This is a genomic window from Thalassococcus sp. BH17M4-6 (genome assembly GCF_049323015.1).
Taxonomy (GTDB): Bacteria; Pseudomonadota; Alphaproteobacteria; order Rhodobacterales; family Rhodobacteraceae; genus Puniceibacterium.
Map to the genome: position 1 here is coordinate 116,606 of NZ_JBMPGU010000005.1, position 16,414 is coordinate 133,019.

At 64.5% G+C, this 16,414-nt stretch carries 17 protein-coding genes; 7 read left to right on the top strand and 10 right to left on the bottom strand.

What is annotated here, in order from left to right:
- The first annotated feature begins 4 nt into the window (after positions 1-4).
- A complete protein-coding gene (locus ACOXXX_RS09270; protein ID WP_422826285.1) occupies positions 5-1,435 on the top strand; it encodes a sulfotransferase family 2 domain-containing protein in 1,431 nt (476 codons plus the stop codon).
- A 21-nt stretch (positions 1,436-1,456) separates the two neighbouring features.
- Here the strand turns inward: ACOXXX_RS09270 and ACOXXX_RS09275 are convergent, their stop codons facing one another.
- From ACOXXX_RS09275 to ACOXXX_RS09300, 6 genes are all read right to left on the bottom strand, one after another.
- Complete coding sequence (locus ACOXXX_RS09275; RefSeq protein ID WP_422826286.1) at positions 1,457-1,921, bottom strand: PTS sugar transporter subunit IIA; 465 nt, start codon at positions 1,919-1,921, stop codon at positions 1,457-1,459.
- 54 nt (positions 1,922-1,975) lie between these two features.
- The gene (hpf, locus tag ACOXXX_RS09280) at positions 1,976-2,539 is read right to left on the bottom strand and encodes a ribosome hibernation-promoting factor, HPF/YfiA family (protein ID WP_422826287.1); all 564 of its coding nucleotides are present in this window, start codon (positions 2,537-2,539) and stop codon (positions 1,976-1,978) included.
- A 252-nt stretch (positions 2,540-2,791) separates the two neighbouring features.
- Positions 2,792-3,550: an LPS export ABC transporter ATP-binding protein gene (lptB, locus tag ACOXXX_RS09285; protein ID WP_422826288.1), complete on the bottom strand. Its 759-nt coding sequence runs from the start codon at positions 3,548-3,550 to the stop codon at positions 2,792-2,794.
- Positions 3,550-4,044 carry a lipopolysaccharide transport periplasmic protein LptA gene (gene lptA / locus ACOXXX_RS09290; RefSeq protein WP_422826289.1) on the bottom strand — a complete coding sequence of 165 codons (495 nt, stop codon included), beginning with the start codon at positions 4,042-4,044 and terminating at the stop codon, positions 3,550-3,552. Before lptA ends, lptB begins: the two co-directional genes overlap by 1 nt.
- 10 nt (positions 4,045-4,054) lie before the next feature.
- A complete protein-coding gene (gene lptC / locus ACOXXX_RS09295) occupies positions 4,055-4,663 on the bottom strand; it encodes an LPS export ABC transporter periplasmic protein LptC (protein ID WP_422826290.1) in 609 nt (202 codons plus the stop codon).
- Between the two features lie 14 nt (positions 4,664-4,677).
- On the bottom strand, positions 4,678-5,292 hold the full coding sequence (locus ACOXXX_RS09300; RefSeq protein ID WP_422826291.1) for a ribonuclease D: 615 nt from the start codon (positions 5,290-5,292) through the stop codon (positions 4,678-4,680).
- Between the two features lie 953 nt (positions 5,293-6,245).
- On the opposite strand from ACOXXX_RS09300, the gene ACOXXX_RS09305 reads away from it, so the two are divergent.
- Positions 6,246-6,935 carry a sugar transferase gene (locus ACOXXX_RS09305; protein ID WP_422826292.1) on the top strand — a complete coding sequence of 230 codons (690 nt, stop codon included), beginning with the start codon at positions 6,246-6,248 and terminating at the stop codon, positions 6,933-6,935.
- A gap of 149 nt (positions 6,936-7,084) precedes the next feature.
- Here ACOXXX_RS09305 and ACOXXX_RS09310 read toward each other — a convergent pair whose 3' ends face one another.
- Positions 7,085-7,891 (bottom strand): FAS1-like dehydratase domain-containing protein, encoded by an 807-nt coding sequence (locus ACOXXX_RS09310; RefSeq protein ID WP_422826293.1) that lies wholly within the window; start codon positions 7,889-7,891, stop codon positions 7,085-7,087.
- Positions 7,892-7,932: 41 nt separating this feature from the next.
- Between ACOXXX_RS09310 and ACOXXX_RS09315 the strand changes: the two genes are divergently transcribed.
- The gene (locus ACOXXX_RS09315) at positions 7,933-8,331 is read left to right on the top strand and encodes a VOC family protein (RefSeq protein ID WP_422826294.1); all 399 of its coding nucleotides are present in this window, start codon (positions 7,933-7,935) and stop codon (positions 8,329-8,331) included.
- 169 nt (positions 8,332-8,500) lie between these two features.
- Complete coding sequence (locus ACOXXX_RS09320; RefSeq protein WP_422826295.1) at positions 8,501-10,597, top strand: Hint domain-containing protein; 2,097 nt, start codon at positions 8,501-8,503, stop codon at positions 10,595-10,597.
- Between the two features lie 416 nt (positions 10,598-11,013).
- On the opposite strand, the gene ACOXXX_RS09325 is transcribed toward ACOXXX_RS09320, so the two are convergent.
- The 3 genes from ACOXXX_RS09325 to ACOXXX_RS09335 form a co-directional block, all read right to left on the bottom strand.
- Positions 11,014-11,565 carry an NADPH-dependent FMN reductase gene (locus ACOXXX_RS09325; RefSeq protein WP_422826296.1) on the bottom strand — a complete coding sequence of 184 codons (552 nt, stop codon included), beginning with the start codon at positions 11,563-11,565 and terminating at the stop codon, positions 11,014-11,016.
- 105 nt (positions 11,566-11,670) lie between these two features.
- A complete protein-coding gene (locus ACOXXX_RS09330; protein ID WP_422826297.1) occupies positions 11,671-12,339 on the bottom strand; it encodes an OmpA family protein in 669 nt (222 codons plus the stop codon).
- 158 nt (positions 12,340-12,497) lie between these two features.
- Positions 12,498-13,343: a methylated-DNA--[protein]-cysteine S-methyltransferase gene (locus ACOXXX_RS09335; RefSeq protein ID WP_422826298.1), complete on the bottom strand. Its 846-nt coding sequence runs from the start codon at positions 13,341-13,343 to the stop codon at positions 12,498-12,500.
- 118 nt (positions 13,344-13,461) lie between these two features.
- Between ACOXXX_RS09335 and nth the strand changes: the two genes are divergently transcribed.
- The 3 genes from nth (at position 13,462) to ACOXXX_RS09350 (ending at position 16,409) form a co-directional block, all read left to right on the top strand.
- Complete coding sequence (gene nth, locus ACOXXX_RS09340; RefSeq protein ID WP_422826299.1) at positions 13,462-14,106, top strand: endonuclease III; 645 nt, start codon at positions 13,462-13,464, stop codon at positions 14,104-14,106.
- Positions 14,103-15,092 (top strand): adenosine kinase, encoded by a 990-nt coding sequence (locus tag ACOXXX_RS09345; protein WP_422826300.1) that lies wholly within the window; start codon positions 14,103-14,105, stop codon positions 15,090-15,092. The genes nth and ACOXXX_RS09345 overlap by 4 nt, the downstream gene beginning before the upstream one ends.
- A gap of 177 nt (positions 15,093-15,269) precedes the next feature.
- Complete coding sequence (locus tag ACOXXX_RS09350) at positions 15,270-16,409, top strand: S8 family serine peptidase (RefSeq protein WP_422826301.1); 1,140 nt, start codon at positions 15,270-15,272, stop codon at positions 16,407-16,409.
- The last annotated feature ends 5 nt before the right edge of the window (positions 16,410-16,414 follow it).

Below are 16,414 nucleotides of genomic sequence, written 5' to 3' on the forward strand. Positions count from 1 at the left end.
CCTGATGACCGAACGTTTCGACTATTTCGTGGTCTTTGCCGAGATGCGGACCGGGTCCAATTTCCTCGAGGCGAACCTGAATGCCTTTGACGGCATCACCTGCCACGGAGAGGCGTTCAACCCGCATTTCATCGGCTACCCCAACAGCCGCGACATTCTGGGGGTGACGCAGTACCGCCGCGATCAGGACCCCGAGGAACTGCTGGGCACCATCGCCAAGGCGACCCCCGGGGGCATCGGCGGATTCAGGTTCTTTCACGACCATGATCCCCGCATCCTGCCCCGGCTTCTGGCCGATCCGCGCTGCGCCAAGATCATCCTGACCCGTAATCCGGTCGACAGCTACGTCAGCTGGAAGATCGCGCAGGCCACAGGTCAGTGGAAACTGACCAACGTGAAGCGTCGCAAGGACGCCAAGGTGCTCTTCGACACCTCCGATTTCGAGGAGCATCTGGCCAAGCTGCAGGATTTCCAGGTCACGCTGATGAACGCGCTGCAGACCTCTGGCCAGACGGCGTTCTATGTGGCGTACGAGGATCTGCAGGACGTCGCGGTGATGAACGGGTTGGCGAAATGGCTGGGCGTCAAGACGCAGCTCGACAGTCTGAACAAATCCCTGAAAAGGCAGAACCCCGAACCGGTGTCGGACAAGGTCGAAAATTTTCCCGAGATGGAGACCGCGCTGGCACGGCTCGACCGGTTCAACCTGAACCGCACTCCAAATTTCGAACCGCGCCGCGGGCCGGTGGTGCCGTCCTACGTCGCGGCGGTGAAGACCGGGCTGCTTTACATGCCGATCCGCTCCGGCCCCGAAGGCGTGGTTGCCGGATGGCTGGCGGCGCTGGACGGTGTCGAACGGGGCGACCTCTTGCGCGATTTCAGCCAGAAGACCCTGCGCCAGTGGAAGCGCGAGCGGGAAGGGCATCGCAGCTTTACGGTGCTGCGTCACCCGCTCGCCCGCGCGCACGAGGCTTTCTGTTCGCGGATCCTGACCACCGGGCCGGGAAGTTTCAACGCCATCCGAAAGACGCTGATCCGCGCTCACAACCTGCCTCTGCCCGAAGGCGAGCCGGACGATTCCTATGACGTGACAGCACATCGCGCGGCGTTCACCGCGTGGCTGGCGTTCCTCAAGGCGTGTCTTTCGGGGCAAACCGGCGTTCGGGTCGATGCGCATTGGGCGACGCAGGCGCAGTGCCTACAGGGCATGGCCGAATTCACCCTGCCCGACATGATCATCCGCGAAGACGAGATGGCGGCATACCTTCCGGCGCTGGCCATGCAGGTGGGCCACCCGGCACCGCCCGATCCCGAACGTGTACCGGTGCGCGCGCCCTTTTCGCTGGCTGAAATCTACGACGACGAGATCGAACAACTGGCCCGCGACGCGTATCAGCGCGACTATCTGATGTTCGGGTTTTCCGACTGGGGCTGACTCAGCAGCGGGTCAGGCGGCTCAGGCCGCCTGCACCGAATGGGTTTCCGTCAGGATGGTGTAAAGCGTGCCCGGGTCGCGGTTGGCGCGCAGTTTCGCGCGGATGCTTTCCTCGCGCAGGGTGCGCGACACCAGCGCCAGCGCCTTGAGGTGTTCGACGCCGGCCTCCTCGGGTGCGAAAAGGCCAAAAATCACGTCCACCGGCTGACGGTCCACCGCGTCGAAATCAATCGGCTTTTCCAGCAGGATGAACACGCCCACCACGTCGTCGAGGCCCGCAAGCCGGGCATGCGGCAACGCAACCCCATGCCCCACACCGGTCGGACCCAGGCTTTCGCGTTCCATCAGCGCATCCACCGCCAAACCGGCGTCGATGCCATGCGCGGCCGAGGCCAGATCGGCAAGATCGTGCATCAGCCGCTTCTTGCTCGAGCACGTGTTGATGACCTTGACGGCGGATGGTTTGATGAGGTCCGCGAATTTCATGCCTGCCTGACTCCGTCTGGTGAAGGTCCGTTCCGGCGGTCGCAGGGACGCGGCTTACGGGTCGATCCACCCGATGTTGCCATCCTCCCGGCGATACACGACGTTGACCCCGTCTTTTTTCTCGTTCCGGAACACCAGCACGGGCGCACCTGCAAGTTCCATTTGCATCACCGCCTCACCGACGGTCAACGATGGAATCTTGGTTTCCATCTCGGCCACGATGATCGGTTGAAGCGTCTCCGGCTCGGATTCCTCTACCTCGGATTCGCTGGCGAGGATATACGAGGCCGCTCCGAAGAGTTCAACAGGTTCCACGCGGTCCTTGTGGTGGTCCTTCAACCGGCGCTTGTAGCGGCGCAACTGTTTGTCCAGCTTTTCGGTACAGGCGTCGAATGCGGCGTAGATCTCGTTCGCATGGGCCTTGGCCGTTGCGGTCAGACCGGTCGACAGATGGATCGTCGCCTCGGCCACGAATTCATGCGCGCTCTTGGAAAAAATGACGGTCGCATCGGTCGGACGACCGGAATACTTTTCGATCACGGCCCCCAGTTCGGTCTGAACATGGGTCTGCAGCGCCGCACCGATGTCGATTTGTTTTCCCGAGATTTGATAGCGCATGATGTTTCCTTTTTATTGGCGGGTCGGCCCACCCAGTGGCGCGGGGCCCTGGGTCTTCACGGTCGGCAAACCCTGACTGGACGCCCCGGGCCGAACTAGAAAAGGCCCGCCCTTTGCAAAGGGGTCGGGCCAGTCAAAGATACGAACCATCAAGGGCGTCATACCCCTATTTGAGCGTTCAAAACGGCGCCTTGTCAATTGAATCCGCGCGGTCCACGCGGAAAAGAGCCGTCAGCCTGACGCCCGCCAGCGTCAGCCGATGCGGAAATTGTCACCGAGATAGACCCGGCGCACGTTTTCGTTGCGCACGACCTCGTCCGGGGTGCCCGACATCAGCATGGTGCCATCGTGCAGGATGTAGGCCCGGTCAACAATTTCAAGCGTTTCCCGCACGTTATGGTCGGTGATCAGCACCCCGATCCCGCGCTTCTTGAGGTCGGCCACCAACGCCCGGATGTCACCGACGCTGATCGGATCGACCCCTGCGAACGGTTCGTCCAGCAGCAGGTACTTGGGATCGGCGGCCAGGCAGCGCGCGATTTCCACCCGCCGCCGTTCACCGCCCGACAGCGCCAGCGCCGGGGCGCGGCGCAGGTGTTCGATCGAGAATTCTCCCAACAACTCTTCCAGCCGCTCGCGGCGCTTGTAGCGGTCGGGCTGGCTGATATCGAGGATCGCGGCGATGTTGTCTTCGACCGTGAGGCCGCGAAAGATCGACATTTCCTGCGGCAGGTACCCGATGCCCATCCGGGCGCGGCGGTACATCGGCAGGAACGTCGCATCGCGCCCGTCGATCAGCACCTGCCCGCCCTCGGGATTAACCAGACCGGCGATGGCGTAGAATGTCGTCGTCTTGCCCGACCCGTTGGGCCCCAGCAGCGCCACGACCTCGCCCCGGTTCAGCTCCATGCTGACGTCACGGATCACGACCCGCTTGCGATAGCTCTTGCGCAGATGCGATACGCGCAGACCGCTCGACCCTTCCGTGACACTCAGCTGCGGCGCCGCCATTACGGGTCCCCGGAGTCTTGCTGCTGTTGAAGGACCGTGCGCACGCGGCCGTCCATCTGCGCGGTGCCGGTTTCCAGGTTCACGGTCATCTGGTTCGAGGTCAGGGCGTTCTGGCCCTGCGTGACCAGAACATTGCCCTTCATCACCACGGTGCCGCGGTTGACATTATAATCCGCGCTTTCGGCCTCTGCCGCCTCGTCGCCATTGACCAGCGTCACGCCGCCCGTCGCCTCGAGCCGTTCGATGCGATTGGCGCTGCTGGCATAGACCACCAGAACCCGCGGCGCCGACAGGCGCATTTCGCCCTGCCCGATCACCACATTGCCGGTGTAAAGGGCGGTGCCGTCGCTTTGGTTCACCGACAGGCTGTCGGCGCTGACCTCGATCGGGGCAGAGGTGTCCTGCTGCATTCCGCCAAAGCTCACCTGCGCCTGTGCAGCCACAGACGTAGACAGCGCCGAAAGCGCCAAGGCAGCGATAAGGGATCTCAACATGCGGCAGCACTCATTCCGTTTGCGGGAGGTATATCAGGTTTACGCCTCCGGTGAACAGCAAATGGAGGTCGTCGCTGCCCTCGGGCGTGGTGATCTGCATCCGGCCCGCCTTGAGCGTGCCCAGAGGCCCGTCACCTTCGACCCGGCCGCGGCTTTCCGCCTCGACCCGGGCGAGCGAGGTCAGCAGGCTTTGCGTGGTCAGGGTATAGCCGGTCGAGCTCTGGATCGTGACCCCGCCTTTCAGCTCGGCCTGGTCATCGCTGTCGCGCATGCTTGCGGTGGGGGCGGTCAACTCAATCTCGCTGCCGTCATCCATCACGATGCGCGCATCCAGCTGGTCGGCGTCCACCTGCCCTTCGACATCGGGCGATGGCCGGGCGACCCGCGCGTTCATCGTCAGCGACGCGCCGGTGGTGGTGGTCCCGGCAAACCGCGGCTCGCTCACCTGTTCGCGCGCGATGTCGCCGTCGATGCCGACCACCGAAAACGGCACCCGGTCGGTCGGGTCGCTGTCACGCGACAGCAGAAAGATCGTCGACAGCAGGCCAAGCGCCACCATCGGCAGCAGGATCTTCAGCCAGGCGACCATCCGGGAATATCTGCTGTAGGTGCGCGCCATCCCGGATGCGTCCTTCAGGAATGCGCAAAGATATCGGTGTCGGGCCAGCCCGCGATATCCAGCTTGGCGCGGACCGGCAGAAAGTCGAAACAGGCCTGCGCCAGCCCATCCCGGCCTTCGCGCGCCAGCATCCCGTCCAGCGCCTCACGCAGGCGATGAAGATACAGCACGTCCGACGCGGCATAATCCAGCTGCGCGGCGCTGAGCTTTTCCGCGCCCCAGTCGCTCGATTGCTGGTGTTTCGAGATATCGACGCCCAGCAGCTCCTGCAGAAGGTATTTGAGACCGTGCCGATCCGTATAGGTGCGCACCAGCCTGCTGGCGATCTTGGTGCAATAAACCGGTGCGGTCAGCGCCCCGAAGGTGTGATACATCAATGCGATGTCGAAGCGCCCGAAATGAAAGAGCTTGAGGACCTGCGGGTCCTCGAGCATCCGGCACAAGTTCGGCGCCGCGCTCTGGCCCTTGGCGACCTGCACCAGATGGGCGTCGCCGTCGCCGCCCGACATCTGCACCAGGCACAGCCGGTCGCGATGGGCATGCAGCCCCATGGCCTCGCAATCGATGGCGACGACCGGACCCAGATCCAGACCGTCGGGCAGATCGCCCTGATAAAGGTGGTTGGCCATGCGTGTGTCCTTGTCCGTGCGCCCTACGTGTGATCCCGCGGACATAGCCATTCGCCCCCCCCTCCGCAACTGTCGGCGCTGCCACATTCCGGCGCAACGGACGTCGAAATGAGGCACGATTCGGACCGAATATGGCAAAATCGGGGCCGATCGGGGCGGGCGATTCGGGTCGAAAATCGCGCCCCCTCAACGCCTGTAACATTTCGTGAGCGTTAATACTCGACCTTAGCGTGTCGGTTTTCCGCCGCCCGAACGGCGGCGATCCGCAGGTCGCGCAAGTGACGTTGCGTCGCTCGATGGACGCGTTCGGCCATCCGCGCGATCACTCCCGCCGCAAGGGGAGATTTCCGCACTGTTTCCCGATGAGCTGAAATTTTCCTTGGAAATCCGACGTCGGCGCTCCGACCCGGGCAGCGCCGAAATACAATCGGACGTCACACTGGGATTACTGCGGATTTGCGAACAGTGATCCGCCCGAAAACCGCGCTTTGTTTCCTGGCTTTCAGCGCGGAACGCGCCTCGGGATTCGGCGCTTCTTTCAAGGAAAAGAATATCTTGGACGCAGCTTTTCGTGGTGACGTTGCGTCAAAAAAACCGTGCGGCGTGTGTCGCTTACAGGAGGAGAAAAACACCTCCATTCAACCAAAAAGTGTGACCCTTCCTCTCTGTTGACGGAGCTCAAACCGCAGATCATAAGAATTCGTGTTGAATGCGAGTGAACACATTTCGGTCGCAATTTGTGAAAGGCACTGGGGGGTTGGTGCGTCCACCTTGGGAGTAAATGGTAAGTCTGCGACGAACAGTAACGACCTAATCTGAACATGGCGCGACCCGGGCCTGCCCCCGGGTCAAAAGGTAAAAACACGGTTTTCCGTGCATTGCTCTGCTGTGTCCAAAGGTCCTGATCAAGGCCTTATCACACATCTCCCGTCATCTGCCTCAAGGAGGCCAAAATGACGATGCAATTGCGCCATCCGCTGTCCTCAGTGGAACTGGAAACCCTCATTGACGATGCGCTGGGAACAGCGCCCCGCCGTCACCTTTACCGCGACCTCTTCAAGCGCGGCCTGGATGTGACGCTGGTGCTGGTGGCGGCGATCCCGGTCTTGATGGTGCTTGTCGTGCTCTGCGCCCTGATCGCGCTCGACGGCAAATCCCCGATCTATCTGCAGAAACGCCTGGGCCGGTCGGGCCGCGTCTTCTACATGTGGAAGCTGCGCAGCATGGTCGCCGATGCCGACCACATGCTGGAAACGCATCTGGCCAGCGATCCGGCGCTGCGCCGCGAATGGGACCGCACCCAGAAACTGCGTCACGACCCGCGCATCACCCGCATCGGCAAGATCATCCGCAAGACCTCGCTCGACGAACTGCCGCAGCTCTGGAACGTGCTGCGGGGCGACATGTCGCTGGTCGGCCCCCGCCCGATGATGGTCGAACAGCAGGCGCTCTATCCCGGCACAGCCTATTACGCGCTGCGTCCCGGCATCACCGGCTTCTGGCAGACCTCGCTGCGCAATGAATCGAGCTTTGCCGAACGCGCGGGCTTCGACACCGACTATTTGCGCAAGCTGTCCTTCGGCACCGACGTCGCGGTGCTGTTGCGCACGGTCAAGGTGGTGGTGAACGGCACCGGCTGCTGACCAAGCCTGTCTCTCTCCGTAGACAGCAAAGGCCCCGCTCTCACCGGGGCCTTTTTCTTGTCCGTCGCCCTGCCCCTTCTTCTTGGCCGAAACTCCAGAGAGCACGAGAGACAGCGTCTCTCGTATCGCCCCCGGGGGCGATTGCTCGCTCAGCCGTTGACCACCGCCGTCAGGCATTGCCGCCCCCCGGGGCCGCGCACCCAGGCGTCGGTGCCCTTGCGGCAGAGCGTGGCAGTTTCCCAGTGCATCAGCGGCGCGGTCATGCGGAATTTAAACGAGCGCAGTGGGTCTTCGGGCCGGTCCAGCATCAGCATCAGCAGTTGTGCCTGCAGCGGTCCGTGCACCACCAGCCCGTCATAGCCTTCGACCCTTTTGGCATATTCGCCGTCGTAGTGGATGCGGTGGCCGTTGAAGGTCAGCGCGGAATAGCGAAAGAGCATGGTGGAATCGAACGCCACCTCGCGCGCCTCCTCCTCGTCGGTGCGGGCCTCGGGCGGGGTGGGTTTCGGCGCGTCGGGGTCGGCGTCTTCGCGGTAGACGATGTCGCGCACCTCGGTACAGATCGCCGCCCCGTCCTGTTCGACCGCGTATTCCACTGTGACAAAGGCCAGCGGCCCGCTGCGCCCGTCCTTGCGTTCGGCCTTGAGCACGCGCACCGTCTGCACCGCTGGCACCCCTGCGATCAGCGGGCTGTGGAAATTGAGCGTGCCGCCCGCCCACATCCGCCGGGGCAGCCCCATGTCGGGGATCAGCCCCTCGCCGACGCGCGGATGGCCGTCCCGGCCCAGTTTGGCCGGAATCTCGATTTCCCAGAAATAGATGTAGTGAAAGAACGGCGGCAGCGGCATCCCCGTCTCGATATCCGGCACGATGCCCAGCGTCGCCTGCAGCGCGCGGGCGCGTGCGGGGTCGATGAGATCGCTTTGACTCGCTTCGCGCGGGGGATCAGACTGCATATGTGCCTCCTCAGAACTCACTGCACAGGACTATTCCCGACATGACGCCGTTCGTCCACTCGCTCGACCATCTCGTGCTCACGGTGCGCGATCTGGATGCGACCATCGGGTTCTACACCACCATCCTCGGCATGACAGCCGAGACCTTTTTCCCCGCCGACGGCCCGCCGCGGCAGGCGCTCAGCTTCGGCACGCAAAAGATCAACCTGCACCTCGCCGGCTCCGAATTCACCCCGCACGCACAGGCGCCCGGCCCCGGCACAGCCGACCTCTGCTTTCTGAGCGGGACGCCCCTGCCCGCCTGGCAGGCGCATCTCGCCTGCCATGATATCGCCATCGAGGCGGGTCCGGTGCAGCGCACCGGCGCGCAGGGGCCGCTCTTGTCGATCTACCTGCGCGACCCCGATGGAAACCTCGTTGAAATCTCCAATCCGCTTTAGCCCCCAGGCCCACGAGCCGCCCGTGCGCACCCGCGCCGCTGCCACGGTTTTTCCATCCACGCGCCGCAGTTTCCACGCTTTGTAAAGCCATCCTGCCTAAACCTTATCTGTTGAGGCAAGGCCGTGCCGGCATGGTCCGGGCGCTTGTCCATGCGCTGCGGGAGCCTGCATGGCACAGAACTACGAGGTGATCTTTCTCGGCACGCTGCCGCTGATCGACACCGACACGGATGATGAAATCGCCGAAAACGCGGCCGGTATCCTGGGCACCTACGGGTCCGGCGCCGACCCGCTTGCCAGCCATATCCAGAACCTGACGGCGGTCGACCTGTCAGAGGATGCAAACGACACTTACGACGTCGACAATGGCGGCGGCTACGACTCCTTCAGCATCAATGGCGGGGGCGCTCAGAACTTTGACGCCGTCGCGATCTACAACGCCACCATCACCTATATCGACGGCACCACCGCCACGGTCACCGCCGTTGTTTTCCAGGATGTCAGCGGCAACACCTACCTGGCTCCGGAAATCAGCAACAACGCCGATCAGGCCGCCCTGACCTCCAAACCGATCGAGTCGCTGCAACTGACCTCGGTCAGCAGCAACACCGGCGACAACGCCGGCGACATGGACGGCGACCGCATCGCCGGGGATTTCAAGGGCGTGGTCGACGGCACCGCGGGCAGCGATAGCATGGCGCCGGGCTATGTCGATGCCCAGGGCGATGCGATCACCGCCGGCAACGACGCGATCTATGGATACGGCGGCAACGATACGATCTCGGGCGGCCAGGGTGCCGACACCATTCGCGGCGGCGACGGCAACGACTCGATCATGGGATCGGCCGGATCGGGCAACGTGTCCTTCGGCGATGCGGGCAACGATACGATCTGGAACGGCGCGGGCGACGACAGTGCCTATGGCGGCGACGGCGACGACCTTATCTACGCGGACCAGGGGTCAGACCTGCTCGATGGCGGGTCGGGCGACGACACCTTCGCAGTCAACACCACCTTCGGCCCCTACGGCAGCGACACGATCATCGGCGGCGAGACCGGCGAAACGCAGGGTGACCTGCTTGATTTCGCCGGCATGGGCACCGGCGTCAACTTGACCGCTACCGGTGCCGACTCAGGCACCGCGACGGACGGCGCGAGCACGCTGAACTTTATCGAGATTGAGCAGTTCAACCTCAGCAGCCTCGCCGACACCGCCAACATGAGCGCGATGACCTCTGCCGTAGCGATCACGGCGGGGGCGGGCGACGACACGATCACCGGTGGCAGCGGCAACGACACAATCACCGGCGGGGCGGGCAGCGACAGCCTGACCGGCGGAAGCGGCGATGACGTCTTTGTCTACACGCCCGGCGACGGCGCCGACACGATCACCGATTTCAACACCGGCAATTCCGGCGCGCTCAGCGACGGCGACACCACGAACAACGACTTCATCGACCTTAGCGCCTTTTACGATTCGGTCTTCGAAATCCGCAAGGATTTCGCCGACGACGGCATCCTGAACCAGTCCACCGGCGGCGATTACAGCGACAACAGCCAGTTCGGCGCGGACAGCCTGACCTTTCAGGGGGCCAATGCGTCGAGCTTCAGCACCGATAACACCGGGGTTGCCTGTTTCGCGCGGGGCACGCTGATTCTGACGCCGCAGGGCGAGGTCCCGATTGAAGAACTGGAGGTCGGCGCGCTGGTCATCACCCGCGATCACGGGCCGCAGCCCATCCGCTGGCTGGGGCGGCGCGACATCACGCCAGAACTCATGAAGGGCAGCGCCGCGCTCAAACCCATCCGGCTGCGTCAGGGGCTGTTCGGGGGCCAGCGCGACCTGATCGTATCGGCTCAGCACGCCATCATTCTGCCAGATGCACCGGCGCGGCTGTTGCGCGCCACCCATCTGGTCAAGCACGCGTATCGCGGCGCGCGGATTGCCCGCGGCAAGCGCGAGATTCAGTACCATCACATGATGCTGGACCGGCACGAAATCATCTATGCCGAAGGGGTGGCCGCCGAAACCATGTATCCCGGCCCCGTGGCGCTCAAGGGCCTTGGCCCGGTCGACCGCGCCGCAGTTTTTGCCGCCTTCCCGGGGCTTGACCGGATCGCCACCATCGCCGACGCGCGGCGCATCTACGGCCCCGCCGTCGGTATCTATGCCCGCAAACCGCCGGTGCAGATCACCGCCGACAGATCCGCCCCGCCACCCCATACGAGGCGCGGGGCGGGCCATGCCACCTGCGCGCCATTTTAGTGGCCGCCTGCGCTTAGGCGGCCAGAGCAAGAAGCAGACAGATTGAAACGCGCGCGAGCAGCCTGAAGCGGACCTTGCGCAAACGGGGTGGTGAGCCGCGTCATTGCAGTCGCGCGCGGATGCCATCCGGTCTTTCCGCTCAGCGCTTTATGCCAGCCAAACCGCACGCCACCGCCGCTTTGCACCAAGCTCAACCCAATCGCAGCCGCGTGTGCGCGCGACTGCCCCTCTCGGCAGACTTGGCAAAGCCGAGTCGCCTGCCGGGCAATGGATGGCGCGGCGGCCTTCGGCCTTTATTCCGCGCCGGGTGATTGGCTCTTACGTCCGCCCAAGGCCGTTTCAGGCCAATCGCCTCGCGCGATATGCCAGCGCCTAGACGCCTGGAACTTGGGCAGCCTCTTGAATTCAGACGCCCGCTAGGCGGCCATCCGGCGCACTTCGCGGCGCAGCTCGTCGGTCAGCTCGGTCACCAGCTTGATCGCCATGTCGTTGGTCAGGGTGCCGTTTTCATCCAATTGGCTCTTGATCTGCCCGGCCATGACCTCTGGCGCGGCCACCAGACGCGGGCGGAATGGCAGCAGCAGCGTGCGCAGCATCGAATGCGCCCGCGCGGCCCCCTGCGCGCCGGGAGAGGCGGACACAACCGCGACCGGCTTGTCCTTCCAGCAATTGCCTTCGGTCCGGCTGATCCAGTCCAGCGCGTTCTTCATCACGCCCGACGTGCCCTTGTTGTATTCCGGTGTCGACAGGATCACCGCATCGGCGTCGGCGATCTGATCCGCCAGTCTCTGCACCTTGTCCGGGATGCCGGGGCCGTTTTCGATGTCTTCGTTGTAAAGCGGAAAATCGATGTCCCCGACGACAAAGCTTTCGGGATCGAAAATGCGCGCCACCTCGTGCAGCAGCATCAGGTTGGTCGAAGCCTTGCGGAGCGAACCGCACAGGCCCACAAGTTTGAATTCAGCCATTGTGTCGTCTCCAGTGATTGCGTTGCCCCATCACTTACAACGCAAAAGCGCCGCGGCAAGCCGCGGCGCTGTGCATGAGGTCAGACAGGCTGTGCGCCCGCCCAATCAGGCGTTTGGCAGAATCACGATTTCGACCCGGCGGTTCTGCTGACGGCCCTCGGGGGTCAGGTTCGACGCGATCGGGGCGTCCTCGCCGCGGCCGATGCTCTGGATCCGGCCCGACGACACGCCGTTGGCGATCAGGATGCCCGCGACCGACTGCGCGCGGCGCTGGCTGAGCGACTGGTTGTAGCCCGCGTCGCCGGTATTGTCGGTGTGGCCGATCACCTGAACGGTGGTGTTGGGGTACTGGTTCAGGTTCTGCGCCACGGTGCGTAGGTCGGCCTGCAGGTCGGACCGAACCGTCGCGCTGTCGGTGGCGAACAGGATGTCCTGCGGCAGGGTCACGATCAGGCGGTCACCGGTGTTCTGGATGGTGACGTTGTCGTTGCCCATCTGGGCGCGCAGCGCGGCTTCTTGCTTGTCGAGCTGGTTGCCGATGATGGCACCGCCCGCGGCGCCGACGATGGCACCGCCCAGGGCGTTGGCTCGACGCTCTTCGGGGTCGTTGCCGGCCAGTGCGCCTGCGACGGCACCGACGCCCGCGCCGATCAGCGCGCCCTGCTTGGCCTGGCGGTTGGGGTCATTGGGGTCCATCAGCGGACCGGATGTGCAGGCGGTCAGGCCCAGAAGGGCGACGGATGCGGTCAGAAGGGAAGTCTTGGCTCGGGTCATATCATGCCTCTTTGTGTCTCTGGGCCGGTTGGGCCTTGGTGTTGCTATACAGGCAACATGCCGCACAACCAAAGGGGCGTCACGGGGAAATCGGCATCAATCCGCGCATCGTGATCGCGCAGTGAAACGCCCGTTTGCCGGCGCCCGGCACCGCCCGGTCAGGCCTCGGCGCGGGCAGCCTCCCACGCCAGGATCGCGCGCTTGACAGGCAATCCCCAGTGATAGCCGCCCAGACCCCCGGATTTGCGCAGAGCACGGTGGCACGGGATCAGATAGCTCACCGGGTTGCGCCCCACCGCCGTGCCCACGGCGCGCACCGCGCGCGGGTGTCCGACCGATTGCGCGATCTCGGAATAGGTGGTGACATGCCCCGACGGCACCTGCATCAGCGCCTCCCATACCTTGATCTGAAAGGGCGCGCCGATCATGAAGATCGGCACGGCATCATTGGCTTTGGCGACCCCGAACGCCGCATCGACCCAGGGTTTCAGCCGCATCGGATCCTCCACGAAGTTGGCCTTGGGCCAGCGCCCGACAAGATCCTCCATCGCGTGCGCCTCGCCGGTTTCGGCGAAAAGGCCAATGCCGCAGATGCCCCGATCGGTGCCCATGACCAAGGCCGGGCCAAAGGGGCTTTCGAACCTGCCCCAGTAGATCGTCAGCCCCGCACCGCCCTTGGCATAATCGCCGGGGCGCATCGCCTCCCACCGGAGAAAGAGGTCGTGCAGTCGCCCACCGCCCGACAGGCCCGTCGCATGAGCAGTTTCCAGCGTGGTAAAGCGTTCGGCCAGCAGCGCCTTGGCATGGCCCAGCGTCAGGTATTGCTGGTAGCGCTTCGGGCTGACCCCGACCCAGCGCGAAAACAGCCGCTGGAAATGCGCCGGGCTCATGTCCATTTCGCGCGCCAGCACCTCGAGCGACGGGTCGGGGCCACCCGCGTCGATCAGGTCGATGGCCCGCCGCATGACGTGGAAATGGTATCCCTGGTTCTGCATCTCGGTCATGGCGACCTCCTTGATTGCACGGTCTTTCATCATCGCCCATCCGCAATCTAGCCGCCGCGACCCACCCGCCGCGACCCGAATATTGCGCATCCCGCCCCAGTCATGCATCAAGGCGCGGATGGCACGCCAACTTGATTATCACACGATCCGCGCGATCTTTGACCGGTTTCAGGCCGCCGAGCCCGAACCCAGGGGCGAACTGCATCACGTCAACGCCTACACGCTTGTGGTGGCGGTGGCGCTGTCGGCGCAGGCCACCGATGCGGGCGTGAACAAGGCGACGGGGCCGCTCTTCCAGATCGCCGATACGCCGGAAAAGATGCTGGCGCTCGGCATCGACGGCGTGACCGAGCATATCAAGACCATCGGCCTGTTTCGGCAGAAGGCCAAGAACGTCATCAAGCTGAGCCAGATCCTGGTGGATGAATACGGCGGCGAGGTGCCCAATTCCCGCGCCGCGCTGCAATCTCTGCCGGGGGTCGGGCGCAAGACCGCGAATGTGGTGCTGAACATGTGGTGGCATTATCCGGCGCAGGCGGTCGATACGCATATCTTCCGCGTCGGCAATCGTACCGGCATCTGCCCGGGCAAGGATGTCGTCGCCACCGAACGCGCGATCGAGGATCACGTGCCGGTCGATTATCAGCAGCACGCGCATCACTGGCTTATCCTACATGGCCGGTATATCTGCGTCGCGCGCAAACCGAAATGCGGAGCCTGCCTGATCCGCGATCTCTGTCCATTTGAGGAAAAGACCATATGAAGAAGTACCAGATTGTTGGCATCGGGAACGCCGTCGTCGATGTGATTTCACGGACCGAAGACGCATTTCTCGAGGAGATGGGCATCGAAAAGGGCATCATGCAGCTGATCGAACAGGACCGGGGCGAGGCACTGTATGCCGCTATGGGCAACCGCGTGCAGACGCCGGGCGGTTCGGTCGCCAACACCATCGCCGGGGCCGGTCACCTGGGCCTGCGGGCGGCCTTTATCGGGCGGGTCAGCGATGATGAACTTGGCCATTTCTACGCCGATGCGATGACCAACGACGGCATCGATTTCGTCAACCCGCCGGTGTCGGGCGGCGAACTGCCGACATCGCGGTCGATGATCTTCGTGTCGCCCGATGGCGAACGGTCGATGAACACCTACCTCGGCATCTCTGCCGAGCTGGGGCCCGAGGACGTGTCCGACGATGTCGCGTCAGAGGCCGAGATCGTGTTCCTCGAGGGGTATCTCTTCGACAAGGACAAGGGCAAGGAGGCGTTCATCCGCACCGCCCGCGCCTGCCGCGCGGCAGGCGGCAAGGCCGGGATCGCGATTTCCGATCCTTTCTGCGTCGAACGCCATCGCGACGATTTCCTGACCCTGATCGAGAACGAACTGGATTACGTCATCGGCAACGAGGCCGAGATCCGTGCGCTTTACGGCAACGGCGATCTGGATGCCGATCTGGCTGCGGTGGCGGCAATCTGCCCGCTGGTGGTCTGCACCCGCTCGGGCGACGGTGTCAGCGTCATCCGCGACGGAGAGCGCACCGATGTCGCGGTGTCCAAGGTCACGCCGGTCGACGCCACCGGGGCGGGCGACCAGTTCGCCGCGGGCTTTCTTTACGGGCTGGCCACCGGTCAGGACATGCAGACCGCTGCGCGCATGGGCTGCGTCGCCGCGGGCGAGGTGATCAGCCACATGGGCCCGCGCCCGGAAACCGACGTGCAGCGGCTTTTCCGCGAAAACGGGCTGGTCTGACCGGCCTGGACGCCTCGGGGCGATGCCCCGGGGCGGCGCAAACCGCTATTATTAACGACAGATTCACGGGAACGGCCTTCCCGTGCTCAACCCGCGGCTGTAGCCTTTTGGCGTGCGGTGCGGGTTTATTGATCACCGGCTATCCATTCGCACATCGGCTGTATTCGGGGGCCTGCGATGGCGAAATTCATTGTTCTGCGCACCGGCCAGCCCGAAGGACACCGCAGCGGATCCGCCCCGACCGCCCCCCTGATCGACATCGCCGATCTGTCGGCCAGCGACCTGCGCGAAACGGATCGTGACCCCGCGGTGATCGCCGTGGCGCGCTCAATGCCCACGCAGCTGATCGAACCCGAACCGCTTGACGATATCCGCCCCGACGAGGCCGTGCCGGGCTGGGGTTTGACCGCCGTGGGGGCCGAAACCTGCCCGGTCACCGGGTCGGGCGTAAGGGTTGCGGTGCTCGATACCGGGGTGGATGCGGATCACCCGGCCTTTGCCGGAGTCACGCTTGAGCGGTGCGATTTCGCCGGATCGGGCGATGACGATGCGCATGGCCACGGCACGCATTTCACCGGCACGGTGCTAGGCCGCGCGGTCGAGGGCACGCGCATCGGGGTCGCTCCCGGCGTGACCGAGGCGCTGATCGGCAAGGTGCTGACCGATGATGGCCATGGCACGACCGCGATGCTGATCCGCGGCCTTGCCTGGGCGCTCCGCGCCCGCGCGCAAGTGATCGCCCTGTCGCTGGCCTTTGACCTCACATCACTGGTGCAGGCGCTGATCGGCGAAGAGGACCTGCCGCAGCTGCTGGCCAGCGCCGTGGCGCTGGAAAGCTACCGCGACAACCTGGCCCTGGTCGAGGCGCTGATCGCGCAGCCGCAGGCCGGGGCCGGAACCGTGATCCTGGCCGCGGCGGGCAACGACAGCCGCCGCACCGTGTCGCCGGATTTCGAGGTCGGCACGCCCGCCCCCGCCACGGCTTGCGGCGTGATGCCCGTCGGCGCGCTCAGCAACGGCGACGAGGGGCTGGCCCCCGCGCCCTTTTCCAACACCCGGCCCGGCGTCGCTGCACCGGGCGGTGCGGTGATGTCGGCAGCCCTGGGGGGCGGGTTGCGGGCGCTCAACGGTACATCCATGGCCTGCGCCCATGCCGCCGGGGTGGCGGCCTTGTGGTGGGCGCATCTGGATCGCAGCGAACCCGCGACCGCAGCCGAGGTGACGCGCCGGATGCTGGCCGACGCGCGGCGCGACGGGCCGCTGGCGGCGCTTTCGCCGCTGGACATCGGCCAGGGCCTCGTGCGCGCGCCCGGCTAGCCCGT

Excerpts from the sequence above, each read along its gene's own strand:
- ACOXXX_RS09270 (WP_422826285.1), top strand. The coding sequence starts at position 5 with ATGACCGAACGTTTCGACTATTTCGTGGTCTTTGCCGAGATGCGGACC.
- ACOXXX_RS09275 (WP_422826286.1), bottom strand. The coding sequence starts at position 1,921 with ATGAAATTCGCGGACCTCATCAAACCATCCGCCGTCAAGGTCATCAAC.
- hpf (WP_422826287.1), bottom strand. The coding sequence starts at position 2,539 with ATGCGCTATCAAATCTCGGGAAAACAAATCGACATCGGTGCGGCGCTG.
- lptB (WP_422826288.1), bottom strand. The coding sequence starts at position 3,550 with ATGGCGGCGCCGCAGCTGAGTGTCACGGAAGGGTCGAGCGGTCTGCGC.
- lptA (WP_422826289.1), bottom strand. The coding sequence starts at position 4,044 with ATGTTGAGATCCCTTATCGCTGCCTTGGCGCTTTCGGCGCTGTCTACG.
- lptC (WP_422826290.1), bottom strand. The coding sequence starts at position 4,663 with ATGGCGCGCACCTACAGCAGATATTCCCGGATGGTCGCCTGGCTGAAG.
- ACOXXX_RS09300 (WP_422826291.1), bottom strand. The coding sequence starts at position 5,292 with ATGGCCAACCACCTTTATCAGGGCGATCTGCCCGACGGTCTGGATCTG.
- ACOXXX_RS09305 (WP_422826292.1), top strand. The coding sequence starts at position 6,246 with ATGACGATGCAATTGCGCCATCCGCTGTCCTCAGTGGAACTGGAAACC.
- ACOXXX_RS09310 (WP_422826293.1), bottom strand. The coding sequence starts at position 7,891 with ATGCAGTCTGATCCCCCGCGCGAAGCGAGTCAAAGCGATCTCATCGAC.
- ACOXXX_RS09315 (WP_422826294.1), top strand. The coding sequence starts at position 7,933 with ATGACGCCGTTCGTCCACTCGCTCGACCATCTCGTGCTCACGGTGCGC.
- ACOXXX_RS09320 (WP_422826295.1), top strand. The coding sequence starts at position 8,501 with ATGGCACAGAACTACGAGGTGATCTTTCTCGGCACGCTGCCGCTGATC.
- ACOXXX_RS09325 (WP_422826296.1), bottom strand. The coding sequence starts at position 11,565 with ATGGCTGAATTCAAACTTGTGGGCCTGTGCGGTTCGCTCCGCAAGGCT.
- ACOXXX_RS09330 (WP_422826297.1), bottom strand. The coding sequence starts at position 12,339 with ATGACCCGAGCCAAGACTTCCCTTCTGACCGCATCCGTCGCCCTTCTG.
- ACOXXX_RS09335 (WP_422826298.1), bottom strand. The coding sequence starts at position 13,343 with ATGACCGAGATGCAGAACCAGGGATACCATTTCCACGTCATGCGGCGG.
- nth (WP_422826299.1), top strand. The coding sequence starts at position 13,462 with ATGGCACGCCAACTTGATTATCACACGATCCGCGCGATCTTTGACCGG.
- ACOXXX_RS09345 (WP_422826300.1), top strand. The coding sequence starts at position 14,103 with ATGAAGAAGTACCAGATTGTTGGCATCGGGAACGCCGTCGTCGATGTG.
- ACOXXX_RS09350 (WP_422826301.1), top strand. The coding sequence starts at position 15,270 with ATGGCGAAATTCATTGTTCTGCGCACCGGCCAGCCCGAAGGACACCGC.